Here is a 13,402-nt window from a genome sequence, read left to right as displayed (position 1 = left end):
AAGCTTAAAGCAACGATCGGATTGCATGGAGTGGGCATCCGAATCACCCAGACAGTAGAATACCCCAGACGCGAAAAAAATCATCGCGAATCAAATGAATGCGTCCATGCACAGTTTTGTTGGATGAACTGGCGGGCAGCAAATGAGGGCTGAAAACAGAAACGGGCGCCCGTGGCGCCCGCATCGAAAAAGCCCTTTAGGAAAGGCTCAGAATACGAATTCGCGAAGCTTGGCAAAGCCCGGAAGCGGCTTAACCGAAGCGTTGAAGAAGACGTTTTCGGAAACAGCACCGCGCTCCGAAACGAAGACCTTGGCGCGGGCCGCATTGCCGTAGCCTTCGACGGTGACGAGACGGCCGCCTTCGGCGAGCTGGCCGAGAAGCGAAGCCGGAACTTCCTCGACAGAACCGTTGACGAAGATCAGATCATAGGGGGCGCCGGCCGTGTGGCCCTTGGCGAGATCGCCTGCAACGACCGAGACATTCGCATAGCCGGAGAGATTGGCCTTGGCCTGCTCGGCAAGCGACGCGTCGGATTCGAGCGCGACGACGGAGCCTGCGGTCAGCGACAGCAGCGCCGAGGTATAACCCGTGCCGCAGCCGACTTCGAGAACCGTGTCTTCCTTGGTGATCGCGGCAAGCTGCAGCAGCTTGGCGAGCGGCGAAGCTTCCATCAGGAAGCGGCCGGGACAGATTTCGACATCGTTATCGATATAGGCCAGAACCTTGGCCTTCTCGGGAACGAACGCCTCGCGCGGAACCGTGAGGAACGCGCTCAACACGGAATGGGACGTCACGTCCGTCGTACGGATCTGGTTGTCGACCATCTTTACGCGTGCTGCTTCGAAATCCATCGTATCCTCTCGCCCGGCTACCGCGGCCATGTGTTCCGTCTCTTAATCCCGGGTTCGGATGCTTTCAAGGCTCCGTTCGCGCCTGCGGCAAGAATCCTTGCGGCATATCGGCCGCCTAAGCGGTGCAGGAGCGCTTTCTGAACTCCGAAGTGGAACAAAGCTTTCCCCTGTGGTATTATTGCAACCGGAGGAAATGAGGAGGAGCAGGCCATGTCTGCCTTTTTCGTACATTTGACGTTCTTCGACCTTTTCATCGCTGTGGCGCTCGTCGGCGTACTTTGCTGCGGGCTCGTCAACAGCCGGACGAGTTGAAGATAAACACATCGCAGCAGGCAGGAATCAGACGGCCCGCTCTTTAGGTTTGAATGCGAAGCACGGGTTTTACGATTTTCATTCTGCTGCTGATCGCCGCCGCGAGCGTCATCCTCGCGGGCGTGCTGTCCTTGCGGCTATCCGTGGCGGGAACGCTCGGAGATTGCTTCGAGGGCGCTTGCGGCTACACGACCGTGTTCGTGGCCTGGCCGGGCTTTACGCTGATCTTTTTCGCCGCCGGCAGCTATCTCTACCTGAAATCCGGCCCGAAGCGCTGATTGCAGCCTTCAGGAATCCGTCAGCTTTGTACAGCATAAGCTAAAAAACAAAGGCAGAGACGGAGCCCGCATGAACAAATCCCTGATGCTCGGCGCCTGCTTCATCGGCGGGCTCATCGTCATCATTCTCTGCATTCCGCTGATTGCGTCGAGTGCGCCCGGTGTCATCACCGGCGGCATTTCGCCCCTTCCCTCGCTCAGAAGCGTGAATTGAGAGCCTGCCCTCGCCGACCGGCGGGCGGTCGGCAGAATCAGCGCATCGTCTTCAAAAGCGCCCTGAGGGCAGCGGAATCGGCGCGCGCCATAAGGTCCTGAATATGTCCCTCGACCAGTTCGCCGACGGCATCCACTGCTTCCTGCTCGCTCCACCCGGCCTCAACCGCGGCCTCGATCAGATCGCGGAACGCATATTGTAGCGCATCCTGACAGCGTATGTGCCGGTCCGGATCATCCCTGGTGACAAAGGGTTTTGAGATATTCCTCATATAAGGATAATGAGCGGATTCGCCGAATGATCAAGCGCATTGAATGCGACGGCCTGATGACGGCTCGATTTTTTTCGGAAAACACCTCTTGCGGTTTCCTTTGGATCATTCTAAATCCGCGCCACCACTGAACAAGTCGTTCACGGATGGCCTCGTGGCGGAGTGGTGACGCAGAGGACTGCAAATCCTTGTACCCCGGTTCAATTCCGGGCGAGGCCTCCAACTTCAAACAATCCCCGCTTGAATGATTCCGAATATAATCGCGATGATTTCATCGCGCGGGATCGTATTGCCCATTTTTGGGATAATGCTGTTTTAGGCTTATCTTATTTGTGAATAGGCCAATCCTCAACTTCTGATAATATAGACAGATCTAAAATCCCATGTGACGTTGTATCTTGCGTATAGCGGCAGGATAACACATGGCGAAAACACGATATATTTTCGATCATCGATCCGAAAAGGCCGTTCTCTATCAAGCCGGCAAGTTTCTCTTTCCGATCGGCGGCAGCAAGGCCGAACATTGGGTGGATGGCGACTATGTCTTTTCTCTTGCGACGCAGAAGATCACCTACTGGATTCTCGGCAGGGATTTGTACGGCCATCTCGGCAATGGCGAATTGACGCGCGATCCGGTTTTCTACTTCGGTGAGTGAAGCTCTTGACATTTGCATTCATGAGAACAAAATAGAAACAAACGACGGAGGTTCCTATGACGCATGCCGAGCAGGTTATCGCAAATGCCCTCGCGACCGTCGCCGCCAGCCGGGCGGAACGGGAAAAGGACGAGGAACGCCGCAGGCGGGTTTTCGGCAAGATCGAGATCGGCCTGCCGCTGCCACAGATCAAGAACAGGCAGCTGACGCTCGATCTTCACTGAGACTGTGACAGCTGCGGCCGCCTGTGTGATCTCAGCCGCAAACGCGTGGAAAAGCCCGAGGCTGCAGCCCTTCCCGGCCAGCTTTTATTGCAACAGGACCCCATTTGTGACAGTTGCGTGACAACTCAAGCATCCACGGGGTCACCATGTTAAGCTGGTTTCGCAAACTTCTTCCGCGCGAAGACCGATTCTTCGATCTCTTCGCTCAGCATTCCCGCACCGTCGTCGGCGCCGCAGAAGCGCTGAACGAACTTCTGGCCGGGAACGATCCAGAGCGCCATTGCGAGCGCATCGTCGCGCTCGAAAACGAGGCGGACGATATTACCCGCGACGTTCTGCTCGCGGTCCGCCGCAGCTTCATCACGCCCTTCGACCGCGGCGACATCAAGGATCTGATCCAGTCGCTCGACGATGCGATCGACATGATGCACAAGACGGTCAAGACCATCCGCCTGTTCGAGCAGAAGAGCTTCGATCCGGGCATGCAGGAGATGGGCAAGGAAATCGTCAAGGCGGCGCATCTGATCGCCGAGGCCGTACCGCTGCTCGACCGGATGGGCGCCAACGCGCCGCGGCTGACGGCGATCGCCGAAGAGGTGACGCGCGTCGAAGGCCGGTCTGACGAGCTCTACGACCTCGGCCTCAAGGATCTCTTCCGCCGCCACGGCGCCTCGAACCCGATGGCCTATATCATCGGCAGCGAGATCTATGCCGAGCTCGAGAAGGTCGTCGACCGTTTCGAGGACGTCGCCAATGAAATCAGCGGCATCGTGATCGAGAACGTCTGATGGATGCCACCCTCGCCTTTCCGCTGCTTGCCGGGCTGATCGCCGTCGCGCTATTCTTCGACTTCCTGAACGGACTGCATGACGCGGCGAACTCGATCGCCACGATCGTCTCGACACGCGTTCTCAGGCCGCAATATGCGGTGATGTGGGCGGCGTTCTTCAATTTCATCGCCTTCCTGTTCTTCGGCCTGCATGTCGCCGAGACCCTCGGCACCGGCATCATCAATCCTGAGATCGTCAGTCCGATGGTGATCTTTGCGGCACTGATGGGCGCGATCATCTGGAATATCGTCACCTGGGTCTTCGGCATACCGTCGAGCTCCTCGCATGCGCTGGTCGGCGGCCTCGTCGGCGCGGGGCTTGCCAAGGTCGGTTTCAGCTCGATCGTCTGGGGCGGCCTGTTGAAGACGGCCGGCGCCATCGTGCTGTCGCCGATGATCGGCTTCCTGCTGGCGCTGTTCCTGGTGCTCGCGGTGTCCTGGATCTTCGTGCGCCAGACGCCCTTTGCCGTCGACAGCACCTTCCGCATCCTGCAATTCGTCTCGGCCTCGCTCTATTCGCTCGGCCACGGCGGCAATGATGCGCAGAAGACGATGGGCATCATCGCCGTGCTGCTCTATTCGCAGGGCTATCTCGGCGGCAGCTTCCATGTGCCGCTATGGGTGGTGCTGTCCTGTCAGGCGGCGATGGCGCTGGGCACGCTCTTCGGCGGCTGGCGAATCGTCCATACGATGGGTTCGAAGATCACCAAGCTCAATCCGATGCAGGGCTTCTGCGCTGAGACCGGCGGCGCGCTGACGCTGTTCGGCGCCACCTGGCTCGGCATTCCGGTCTCGACGACGCACACGATCACCGGCGCGATCATCGGTGTCGGTGCTGCCAAGCGCGTCTCGGCCGTCCGCTGGGGGCTTGCCGGCAATATCGTGGTTGCCTGGGTCGTCACCCTGCCCGCGGCAGCGCTGATCTCGGCGCTGTTCTATTGGGCCGCCAGCCTCTTCGCCTGATGTGAGGCCTCAGTTACCGGCGGGCTTGCCCCGCCGGTGCCACCAGACCGACAGCCTGCGGCGCCAGCGCCGGGCGATCGGCAGGTCGTGCGACAACACGATGAAGCCCAGCGGCAGCATCCAGAAGCCGAGGATGGGCAAAAATCCCAGCAAACCGCAGATGATCAGCAACAGGCCGATGGCCATGCGTGCGATGCGCGAGCGCGGCAGCGGTATGCGCCATGACCCAAGAATGAGTTCTCCGGTCGCGTGATCGATGCCGAAACGCTTTTCGCGCTTTTTATCCGTGTTGTTTTTCCCGTCAGTCATCCACAGGAGATGGGGATAAGTCCAATAATTGCAAGGAGATGTCATTTTTTTGAAAAAACCGCTTGGCAAATCGAACAAGCATTTGTATTAGCCCACTCACACCGCGGCAAGCGGTGATCCCTGGTAGCTCAGCGGTAGAGCATTCGACTGTTAATCGACAGGTCGCCGGTTCGAATCCGGCCCGGGGAGCCAGATTACGTGATAAGTGCCTGTTTTTGTTGAGTAATTCCAAGAGCAGGCACTTTTCCCACTTTCCCTCCCCGCTTTGGTAGCCCATTCAAAACAAAGCCGCCCTAACCCCGTCGGACTAGAGCGGCCCATGTTTGCCGGTACCCGCGAGCACCGGCACCGGCAAATCACTTAGCCAGTTTCCAGCCTAGTTCCTCATGGCTCTTTTGAAGAGCAAGGACGGAATCGAGAAGCTCGTGTGCCATGTAGCAAAGCTCGTTAAATCCGCTAGCGCGAAAAATCTGGATTTGGTGGATCTGTTCCAAAGCCTTTATGTTTTCGAACATTTTATCGGTGAGCATCAGCAGAATGTTCGTTCTCGACGTTAGATCGAGCGTGAGGTCATCCATATTAGGACGGACCACTTCGGGTATTTCAATCGCCTGTACGTGGATCATGGGTGTTTTGCTCGCGATAACTGGATTTCTAGGTCCAGGGCGGATCTCCGCCAAAAAACACCAGCGGACGGGCTGGCGCCGGGAGCCTAGAAACTAGTCGCGAAACTAGCGCATACGCCTTCGATATTGAGTTCAAGAGTCACCCCTTGACGCGCGCATGCACTCCCGGCATAGATATGCCGGTCGCGCTCAGCAGCTATGCCGAGCACGTTCGGTTCAGAAGGCGCCAACCCGGCAAGGTCAGCACCTTCCTATCGCGATTGTGACGCAAGCCCCGGCAAGGGCCCGTCACGGTAGTTTCTAGGCTACGCGAACAATTTCACACGATTTGCACGTTGAAGCAAGCATCCCCCTCACTGGGGAACCCCTTTGCGCATCCCCAGATATTGGGATGCATCCCGATTGACTTCCGACTCGCGGCAGTGAAACATTCTCCGCAACTTGGGAGATATCATGTTTCACTTCCTCACCATCGTCGGTGTGCTCCAAATCCTCGCTGGCCTTGCGGTCGCGCTTCTCGGGCCGACCGTGATCCATCAGACATTCGGCGCGGTGCTGTTCGGCTTCGGTGTGCTTTCGCTCGGGACCGCTGCCATCGTCGACCGATTGGAACGGCTCCATCGCGATTAATCAGCCGTAGCGGGCAACCAGATCGTCTAGCTCGCCAGCGCTTGGCGCTTCTATCTCGTCTTCCTGGCCATTCATTCTCGCCCATCCCTTAACGCAGCATTCGAACTCGGCGAAGGTCATCTTGTCGACATCTGCCGGCCTGATGCCTAGCGCGAAGGCGTTTGCATAGAGGCCTGCCTGCGTCAGCGGCTCGCCCTTGCCGGCGGGCTCGTCATCCTCTTCCTGCGACGCTGCCGCATCGATCGCCGCTAGGCATATAGCTGCGGCCAGCTCCGATTCCGAAAGACGAAGCCGGATCGATCTCGCTTGCTCCGCAGGCATGCCCGCGCCAACCATCAGCGCCGCGACCGACACGCTCAGATCATGCACAGTAAAGGACCGATCATCGAAACGAGCGAAGGCGGCAGCAACGCCTCCTTCCGCCTGCCTGTCGATCTCGAAGTAAGCGCCGATCGTCATGCGGAACGCGCGCGGCGCGCCGGCCAGGTCGTGCGTGATAATCACTGCGTGAACCTCCGCTTGTTCGCCCAGTTCACAGTTTCCACAACCTTCGCCCGGAACTCGGCGCGGTCTTTCGCCATAGCTTGCTCAAGGCGGGCCACAGCTGCCGTGTCAGCGCCGCGGGCATCAATCACCGGTGCATAGGTCACCGACGGCCCTGCGACCGCTCCTGACGCCCTGCTAGGCAGCGAAGGCATGCTGACAGGCCCGCCTTTCGCGTAACCCCTCAGCCCGCGCCGCATCGCTTCCACAGCGCCGACGCCGCCGGCGCGGCGTACGTCGTCCTGGCTGAAGACAACCTCGCCTTTGTGGACGACGCCCGCCGCCTGGTTCTTGCCGCCCGGACCGGTATAGCCGCCGCTCGAATAGAGGCCGATACCCCCCGATTTGGCGATACCCATCTGCCCGCCACCGAAGAAGCTCAGAAGGCCGGACAGGAACCCGCCGCCACCGCCAGCCGCGCCGTTGACCTTGAAGACCGAGTCGAGAACGTCATTGATCAGGCGATCGCCGACCTTCTTGAGCGCGTCCGCGAATATGTCGGCCGCCTTGGCTCCCGACGTGAACCCGTCAATGATGCCGCGGGTCACGTCCTTCTGAAGCTCGACCATTTCCTCAGCGCGTTCCCGGATCTTATCCTGGGACTGCTGCAGGATCTCCCCGGCAGCACTCGCATTCGCGTAGGACGTCGCGAGCTTATCGATCTCGTCTTCCAGCTGCGGCGTGACCTTCACGCCCGATTCCTGCGCAGCGGCCAGGAGCTGCTGCTTCATCGCCGCTTTCTCGGCAGCGAAGCCGAAGTCGTCGACAAGAGGATTGAGGCCAGCCTGCGCTTCGTACTGCGCCTTTAGAACCTTCACGTGCTCATTGACGTTATCGGTCAGCTGCTTGTAGGCCGAAGCCTGCTTGCTGGTGCTGCCGGCATCCTTCGGGGAGTACGATCCGCCGCTTGTGTCGAACGCATTGTTGATGCGCTGATCGATCAGCGCGCCCTTCATGATGTCAGTGGCACTCGGAAGGCGGCCACCGGTAGGACTACGCGAGCTTTTCGGAGTGGTCGGGCCGCCGCCGGTGTCTTCGACGATGCCTTGCCCCGGCACAAGCTTGTATTTCTTCGACATGTCGACGCCCAGCATGTTGCCGAAGGTCGTGAAGACGGAAGAATTGCCGAGATCGCCGAGCGTCTTGCTGAAGGACTCAAGCTTCGTGACCATGCCGGCGACAACTTCGGCAACGCCGAGCGCAGCGGTCTTGACACGCGAACCGACTAGGGTTGCCATCTTGTCCCACTCGCGGTTCAGCTCTTCGGCCTTCTTCAGCGCTTCCTCGTCGAGAACGGCACCGAGTGAACGTGCCTCGCTGCGCAGATCGGAAATCTTGGACGCGCCTTTGTCGAGGAAGCCGACAAATTGCTCGGCAGCCTGGCCGCCAAACATCTCGTCAAGAACGCGAAGCTGCGCCGCGCGGTCTAGCTGCTTGATCTTCTCGATGACGGTTTCCAGCATTTGCGCCGGATCCTTCAAGGCAACCGCGACCGATGACGCGTTCATGCCGATCCGCTTGAAAGCTTCCGCTGCCGAGCCTTGACCGGTCTTGGCGAACTCGTCGCCACGCAGCTGCAATTCCTTCAGGCCGTCGGTTAGCGCATCGACTTCGACACGCGATTGACTGGCCGCGAATGTCAGCTCTTGAAACGTCTTGAAGTCGACGCCGGCCGTACGCGCCGCCTTGCCCATGTCCAGGACTGCGCCTACGGCTTCCTTCGCAACCGCGGCAAGGCTGGTAATGCCGATTGCGCCGACCCCGAGCTTGCCGAGCACGTTGTTTGCCCGCTCTACCGCACCTGATACGCTCGTCGAGATGTTGTTCGATAGCTTCTTGAACCGGCCTTCGATCACGTTCGACGTATCGTTGACGACCTTCTTCTGCCTCGCCAGGGCCTTCTCAAAGGCGTTGACCTTCGCCTCGAGCGTAAAGACGAGCTTTTCTTCTTCGGAACGCGCCATCAGCGCCGCCCTCCCATGATGCGCAGGCCTTTCGGGCGTGCGGTGGTGTCTGTGTAGATCGAAGCCTGGTTGCTGTTCGCGCTCATGCGGTCGAAGGCCATCCAGGTGGCAAAGCAACCGTCAATGCGATCGGTGCTCTTGCCTTTGTGCAATATCCGGTTCCCGTTGCTGTCGGTATGAACGACGGCATTGTCGAAGTTCCAGCGCAGCACTGGGTGCCCGCCGTGGCGGAACTTGCCGGAAACGATCGCAGCTTCGAGGCGATTGAGGGCCGGCGACTGCGTCACCCATCCTTGCTGCATCGTTATCACCGGATGGTGACTTTTGAGCAGTGATTGCATGAGCAGCTGCGCGTAGGCCTTGTCGAAGGCGATCTCGCGAACCTTGAAGCGTTCGGCCAGTTCCCGGATGTATCGCTCTACCGCTTCCTGATCGATCACCGGGCCAGGGGTCGCGGTTATAAAGCCGCTGTCCGCCCAATGCTGATAAGGCACGCCGTCGGCCACCGATTTACGGGTGATGCCATCCTGCGGGCAGAAGAAGTGCGGATAGACGAAGGCTGTACCATCATCCTCTCGGAAGCATGCCACAACGGCCGTCAGGTCCGATACTGTCGACATGTCGACCCCGATCCAGCACGGTTTGCCAGCGAAGCGCTCGATGTCGAATGGCTCCTTGCCCTTGTCGTACACGTGCATGTCGACGAACGAACTAGTCGAATTGTCGAGCCAGACATTGAGGTGCAGTTGCAGAAGCTCGTCGAGATCGCCGGGCGAGTGCTCGGCGCGCTTTGCCTTGATCCTCATCTTCCTGATGGAAGGGTACGGCTGTTCGCACGATAAGCCCGGATTGACCGCTCGCCACACGTTCTCGTCCCGCCAGTCGTCGGTGCGCTCGGCAGCAAAGATGATCGGCAAGAAAGAATCATCGATGATCTCGCCGCGCTGGACCTTGCAGGCATGCTCATATTTTTCGAACGCAAGGTTCTCTTGGCCGCGACCGGCTGTCGTAGCAATGACCATGAAGGCATCATCGGTTTTGGTGTCCGATGACGAAAGAGCATCCCACAGGTCGCGTTTCTTCCAAACGTGCAACTCATCAACCAGGATCATCCGCGGCGTGCCACCATGGAGGACGCCCGCATCTGCCGAGACGGCCTCGTAGCGCGTTCGGTGGTCCGGATAGACGATCCTGCTTTTATAATCCTGTAGGCGGACCTTGCCCCGAAGGCGGCTGTCGAATGTGACGATAGAGGCAAGCTCTTCGTAGCACTCGCGGGCCTGCTTGCGGGCAGATCCGGCCGACTGAATGAGGGTGCCGTCCGTCTTCTCTGGACCGAAAAGGAATAGTGCCACCAATGCAGCGGCAAGGGCAGTTTTCCGGTTGCCTCGCGGCAGGAGCATGAAAACCGTCTGTGCCTTCAAGCTGCCGTCCGGATTGCGCGGGCCGAGGATCTTCCGCAGAACCCGCTCCTGCCAAGGATCGATATTGAACGGGTTGCCCTTTGACTTGTTCTTCGGATGCTTCAGGCGACGAAGCCAAGCAATATCGCGCTCGGCATAGCCAAAAGTGTCCTCTATCTCCGACCCGTCATCAATCCAGGAGGGCCTCATCACCATCGTTGTCGGCGTCCCTTATGGCTGGACGCGATCGGGAAGTCGGAGAAAGGCCGTACAGATCGCCGATCTGGCGCGCCGTTGTCATTGCCTTGTCTTGCGCTCTATAGAGCTGGGGATCGAACGAGTCGCCCATTGCCTTGATGGCCCGCTCAAGCTTTTCGACCTTCCCGGCCGCGATGCAAAAATTTCGAAGCCCGACCATGTCGGCAGGCGCCAGGATGCGGCGCTGCACCAAGTCAGGCAGGATTTCCCTCCAGATCCGCTTAGCGTCCTTGTCGAGGATTGAGGGCGGCGGCGGAACGAGCTGCACAGCGTCGTCGGGCTGTTGAATACCGGCCTGTCTGCCCTTCATGGTGCCTCCACATAGCCGCGTAATGTCATGCGCGCCCGACTGATCTCACCGTCGGCCTCGCGGCTATAGACGGCATCATTCAGCTGAAGATCGATCAGCGACCACCCGTCGAGCGGGAGTGCCTTCTTGTGCACCTGGTAGCGGATCTGCCACGCGATAGTCTTGACTTCTGGATATCCGGCAGCCTTCGAGAACACATCGATCTGGAAGTAGATCTCGGCGCCGGCCTCAATACAGTCGGGCTCATTGAGGATCGTCTGACCACCGCCGATCTGGACGCGCGGAAAGACAAGAGGCTCGATCCGATCGAAGACGTTATCGCCCGCGTCGGTCTGCCCTTTAACTGCTGTGAGGATCGCGCCTTGCAGCGCCAGAGACGGTTCGATCACGTTTGATACTCCGCGAGCAGCTCCCATTCGGCGCCGTGCTCGTCCATGTTAGCGACACTGCTGATGTCATAGAGCCGGCCTGTATCGGCATGCCGTACGCGCCACTCTCGGGTGATGGCGGCATTGTCGGGCGTGATTGGGATTGTGATGATAACTGGCTGGATACCAGTGCGGCGGGCCGCGATGACCGTCTCCGACCCCTTCAGCGGCAGGATGCGCGCCCATGTCGTCTCGATCGGTCCCCATCCGCCGGGCGTCACATTGCCGAAGCCGTCGTCCTCGCCCGGTAACTGCTTTTCGACATACACGAGATTGTTGCGCTGTCCTGCCGTCATGCCTTGCCTTTCAGTGCTCGCTTCATGGCGGCACGAATTCGTTGTTCGGCCCGCTTGCGGCCGCTTCGGAGAACCGGAAAAAAGAAGGGCTGCGCCTCTGTGTCGCTCGTGCCCCACTCGACGAGGTGCGCATATCGCGCTTGGTCATCGCCGGCCGTGATCACGACCTGATTTTCCGGAACGGTGTACGATCCGCCGGGTTGCGAATGGGAGGGCGTCGATTGCCCGCCAGGCGTTACGGCAATACTGTCGGCGAGGTTGCCGGTGTCTCGCGGTGCAAGAGCGCGAATTCCCTTCGCAAGGGTCTCGGCTTCCTTGAGGGTAGCCGCCATGACCTGCTTGCGAACCTCGATCGGTATCCGCTCAAGTCGACGAAGCGCACGATGCGTGGCGCTATGTGTCGGCATCGGCGAACCTGCCATAGCGGGAAGTCCGGATCATGTCCTGAAAGCCGGAAGGAATTGCCGAAAGGGCGCTCTCGGTAGCAACGCCGCGATGCTCATAGAGGTGGCAGGCCAGCGCGATGATCGCTTCATCGAGTGAAGCGGGTGCGCCGCCCTCGATATCGGCCAGCTTCTTGCCGATCGCGGACTCGACATAGTCAATAGCCGCTGATAGCTTCCGCTGAATGAGCCCGTCCTCATGAGCGTGCAAGATGCGCAGTTCTGCTTTGACGTCGGCCAAAATTACCGTCATCTAAAACTCCAATTAGGTTCTTTCACGAATTGTGGACCCCCCACGGTACCCAGGGCATGCTCGAAAGTTCATGACCGGGCGGGGGTGCGCTGCGCAAAGCCCTGCGTCCTGGCAGTGTGTCGGCTGTGACATTCGTGGCAGAACGGCCGCAAATTCGACCATTCCAGCCTTAAATGCGGTGCTTCTCTGATGCTTTTGATGTGGTCGACATCAGTAGTCGGCTTGCCGCATCCTTCCGTCGAGCACTTCGGGAAGGCGATCACGAATGCCTTGCGCACCTTTCGCCAGATCGCATCGTAGCCGCGAGCTGATGGGCTTGGCCTAGCCTTGTCGGCTTGCCGCTTGCGCTCGATAGCGCATTCGCATTGCTCGCCGTACGGCACGACTTGGCCGCAGCTGCATACGCGTGGTGGTGCTATGGTCATGTGCGCCTCAATGGTGAAGGGCGAGCCGAAGCCCGCCCATCTGTGCTTTAGTCTTCGGCCTCGAATGCCAGCACGCTTGCCGCCTCGAAGGTGGCAGAGAACTGCATGTTGCCTTCCGTCTCGCCGGACAGTTCGAAGTCGGTGACGAAGAACGTGCCGGTGAAGGTGCCAAGGCCGGGAACAATCACCTTCGCATTGAAGGTGGTGGACTCGATGACATGCGTCATGAAAGCCGTGGTGTTGGCGCTCGACACAAAGGCACCGCTACCAGAGAAGGTGCGGCTGTTGATGCCTGGCTCGGTGGTGCGCTGGGGCGTCGCGTCCGGGTTGTTGCAATCCGGGATCGTCGTGTCCACGCTGTTGGTCGACAGGTTGAACGATCGAGTGGTCAGGCCGCACAGTGCGGCGAAGACTTCAGGATCCGCACCGTTGCCGATCTGGATAAGTAGGGTTCGACCCTTCTTCTGAGGCATGGGTCGCTCCTTACGCTACCGGGCGAGCATGAGCGTGGCCGAGCACGGCTTCAGCGCTGAGGGCAACCGACGTGCCGCTCGTCTTGGTGACGACCAGCTTTGTGAACTGCTTATGGCCGATATAACCAGCCTTGTAGACCTTGTTCGCTTCGATCGCAGCGGGCAGCGTGCCGATGAGATAGACAGCCGGAACATCGGTCCAAGTAGTGCCGTCATCGCTGGACTGTAGCTTTGCGCCGAAGAGACCAGCACCGACGATGGCACCGGAATTGAGGATGTAGGTTACGGACTCGAAGCCCTTGCGATCGATGACGGCGCCATCAATAGATGCAGCCTGTACAGCCGGTGCGAGAACCTGCTTCGGTCCGATATTCGATACGAGATCGTGCATGTTGTGCCTTTCTGGAAATGGAAAGGGCGCCACGATGGGCGCCCTGGGGTT

At 59.3% G+C, this 13,402-nt stretch carries 21 protein-coding genes and 2 tRNA genes; 9 read left to right on the top strand and 14 right to left on the bottom strand.

Annotation, left to right across the window (positions count from 1 at the left end; translation table 11 throughout):
- Nucleotides 1-207: 207 nt before the first annotated feature.
- A complete protein-coding gene (locus ACEN84_RS17560; protein WP_112711563.1) occupies nucleotides 208-852 on the bottom strand; it encodes a protein-L-isoaspartate O-methyltransferase family protein in 645 nt (214 codons plus the stop codon).
- A 365-nt stretch (nucleotides 853-1,217) separates the two neighbouring features.
- Between ACEN84_RS17560 and ACEN84_RS17555 the strand changes: the two genes are divergently transcribed.
- The 7 genes from ACEN84_RS17555 (at nucleotide 1,218) to ACEN84_RS17525 (ending at nucleotide 4,599) form a co-directional block, all read left to right on the top strand.
- Nucleotides 1,218-1,442: a hypothetical protein gene (locus ACEN84_RS17555; protein ID WP_203428987.1), complete on the top strand. Its 225-nt coding sequence runs from the start codon at nucleotides 1,218-1,220 to the stop codon at nucleotides 1,440-1,442.
- A 70-nt stretch (nucleotides 1,443-1,512) separates the two neighbouring features.
- The gene (locus tag ACEN84_RS17550; RefSeq protein WP_413709390.1) at nucleotides 1,513-1,656 is read left to right on the top strand and encodes a hypothetical protein; all 144 of its coding nucleotides are present in this window, start codon (nucleotides 1,513-1,515) and stop codon (nucleotides 1,654-1,656) included.
- A gap of 419 nt (nucleotides 1,657-2,075) precedes the next feature.
- Nucleotides 2,076-2,149, top strand: a tRNA-Cys gene (locus ACEN84_RS17545).
- 200 nt (nucleotides 2,150-2,349) lie between these two features.
- A complete protein-coding gene (locus ACEN84_RS17540) occupies nucleotides 2,350-2,583 on the top strand; it encodes a hypothetical protein (protein ID WP_112711560.1) in 234 nt (77 codons plus the stop codon).
- Between the two features lie 56 nt (nucleotides 2,584-2,639).
- On the top strand, nucleotides 2,640-2,807 hold the full coding sequence (locus ACEN84_RS17535) for a hypothetical protein (RefSeq protein ID WP_199629396.1): 168 nt from the start codon (nucleotides 2,640-2,642) through the stop codon (nucleotides 2,805-2,807).
- A gap of 146 nt (nucleotides 2,808-2,953) precedes the next feature.
- Entirely contained in the window at nucleotides 2,954-3,595 is a 642-nt protein-coding gene (locus ACEN84_RS17530) for a DUF47 domain-containing protein (protein WP_112711559.1), read from the top strand.
- Complete coding sequence (locus ACEN84_RS17525; protein ID WP_112711558.1) at nucleotides 3,595-4,599, top strand: inorganic phosphate transporter; 1,005 nt, start codon at nucleotides 3,595-3,597, stop codon at nucleotides 4,597-4,599. Before ACEN84_RS17530 ends, ACEN84_RS17525 begins: the two co-directional genes overlap by 1 nt.
- A 9-nt stretch (nucleotides 4,600-4,608) precedes the next feature.
- On the opposite strand, the gene ACEN84_RS17520 is transcribed toward ACEN84_RS17525, so the two are convergent.
- Nucleotides 4,609-4,908 carry a hypothetical protein gene (locus ACEN84_RS17520; RefSeq protein WP_199629455.1) on the bottom strand — a complete coding sequence of 100 codons (300 nt, stop codon included), beginning with the start codon at nucleotides 4,906-4,908 and terminating at the stop codon, nucleotides 4,609-4,611.
- A 117-nt stretch (nucleotides 4,909-5,025) separates the two neighbouring features.
- Here ACEN84_RS17520 and ACEN84_RS17515 point away from each other — a divergent pair.
- Nucleotides 5,026-5,100: transfer RNA gene (locus ACEN84_RS17515), tRNA-Asn, on the top strand.
- Nucleotides 5,101-5,264: 164 nt separating this feature from the next.
- Here the strand turns inward: ACEN84_RS17515 and ACEN84_RS17510 are convergent.
- On the bottom strand, nucleotides 5,265-5,534 hold the full coding sequence (locus tag ACEN84_RS17510; RefSeq protein WP_413709389.1) for a hypothetical protein: 270 nt from the start codon (nucleotides 5,532-5,534) through the stop codon (nucleotides 5,265-5,267).
- 453 nt (nucleotides 5,535-5,987) lie between these two features.
- Between ACEN84_RS17510 and ACEN84_RS17505 the strand changes: the two genes are divergently transcribed.
- Nucleotides 5,988-6,164, top strand: coding sequence for a hypothetical protein (locus ACEN84_RS17505; protein WP_413709388.1), 177 nt, complete (start codon nucleotides 5,988-5,990; stop codon nucleotides 6,162-6,164).
- On the opposite strand, the gene ACEN84_RS17500 is transcribed toward ACEN84_RS17505, so the two are convergent.
- The 11 genes from ACEN84_RS17500 to ACEN84_RS17450 all read right to left on the bottom strand — a co-directional run bounded on the left by ACEN84_RS17500 (nucleotide 6,165) and on the right by ACEN84_RS17450 (nucleotide 13,351).
- Nucleotides 6,165-6,668, bottom strand: coding sequence for a GTA-gp10 family protein (locus tag ACEN84_RS17500; protein ID WP_413709387.1), 504 nt, complete (start codon nucleotides 6,666-6,668; stop codon nucleotides 6,165-6,167).
- Complete coding sequence (locus ACEN84_RS17495; RefSeq protein ID WP_413709386.1) at nucleotides 6,665-8,671, bottom strand: hypothetical protein; 2,007 nt, start codon at nucleotides 8,669-8,671, stop codon at nucleotides 6,665-6,667. The genes ACEN84_RS17500 and ACEN84_RS17495 overlap by 4 nt, the downstream gene beginning before the upstream one ends.
- Entirely contained in the window at nucleotides 8,671-10,290 is a 1,620-nt protein-coding gene (locus ACEN84_RS17490) for a terminase large subunit (RefSeq protein ID WP_413709385.1), read from the bottom strand. Before ACEN84_RS17490 ends, ACEN84_RS17495 begins: the two co-directional genes overlap by 1 nt.
- Nucleotides 10,265-10,642, bottom strand: a complete 378-nt coding sequence (locus ACEN84_RS17485) for a P27 family phage terminase small subunit (RefSeq protein WP_413709384.1) — start codon at nucleotides 10,640-10,642, stop codon at nucleotides 10,265-10,267. The genes ACEN84_RS17490 and ACEN84_RS17485 overlap by 26 nt, the downstream gene beginning before the upstream one ends.
- Entirely contained in the window at nucleotides 10,639-11,031 is a 393-nt protein-coding gene (locus ACEN84_RS17480; protein ID WP_413709383.1) for a DUF3168 domain-containing protein, read from the bottom strand. The genes ACEN84_RS17485 and ACEN84_RS17480 overlap by 4 nt, the downstream gene beginning before the upstream one ends.
- Entirely contained in the window at nucleotides 11,028-11,366 is a 339-nt protein-coding gene (locus tag ACEN84_RS17475; protein WP_413709382.1) for a head-tail adaptor protein, read from the bottom strand. The genes ACEN84_RS17480 and ACEN84_RS17475 overlap by 4 nt, the downstream gene beginning before the upstream one ends.
- Nucleotides 11,363-11,773 (bottom strand): HK97-gp10 family putative phage morphogenesis protein, encoded by a 411-nt coding sequence (locus tag ACEN84_RS17470; RefSeq protein WP_413711322.1) that lies wholly within the window; start codon nucleotides 11,771-11,773, stop codon nucleotides 11,363-11,365. Before ACEN84_RS17470 ends, ACEN84_RS17475 begins: the two co-directional genes overlap by 4 nt.
- Entirely contained in the window at nucleotides 11,760-12,050 is a 291-nt protein-coding gene (locus ACEN84_RS17465) for a head-tail connector protein (RefSeq protein WP_413709381.1), read from the bottom strand. Before ACEN84_RS17465 ends, ACEN84_RS17470 begins: the two co-directional genes overlap by 14 nt.
- 80 nt (nucleotides 12,051-12,130) lie before the next feature.
- On the bottom strand, nucleotides 12,131-12,487 hold the full coding sequence (locus ACEN84_RS17460) for an HNH endonuclease (RefSeq protein WP_413709380.1): 357 nt from the start codon (nucleotides 12,485-12,487) through the stop codon (nucleotides 12,131-12,133).
- A 47-nt stretch (nucleotides 12,488-12,534) separates the two neighbouring features.
- Nucleotides 12,535-12,960, bottom strand: coding sequence for a phage major tail protein, TP901-1 family (locus ACEN84_RS17455; protein ID WP_413709379.1), 426 nt, complete (start codon nucleotides 12,958-12,960; stop codon nucleotides 12,535-12,537).
- A 10-nt stretch (nucleotides 12,961-12,970) separates the two neighbouring features.
- A complete protein-coding gene (locus ACEN84_RS17450; protein WP_413709378.1) occupies nucleotides 12,971-13,351 on the bottom strand; it encodes a hypothetical protein in 381 nt (126 codons plus the stop codon).
- Nucleotides 13,352-13,402: the final 51 nt, after the last annotated feature.

The sequence above is a fragment of the Rhizobium sp. Rhizsp82 genome (genome assembly GCF_047325115.1).
GTDB lineage: Bacteria > Pseudomonadota > Alphaproteobacteria > Rhizobiales > Rhizobiaceae > Rhizobium.
Note: the sequence above shows the minus strand (reverse complement) of the source record. Positions and strands in the feature narration are given on the sequence as shown.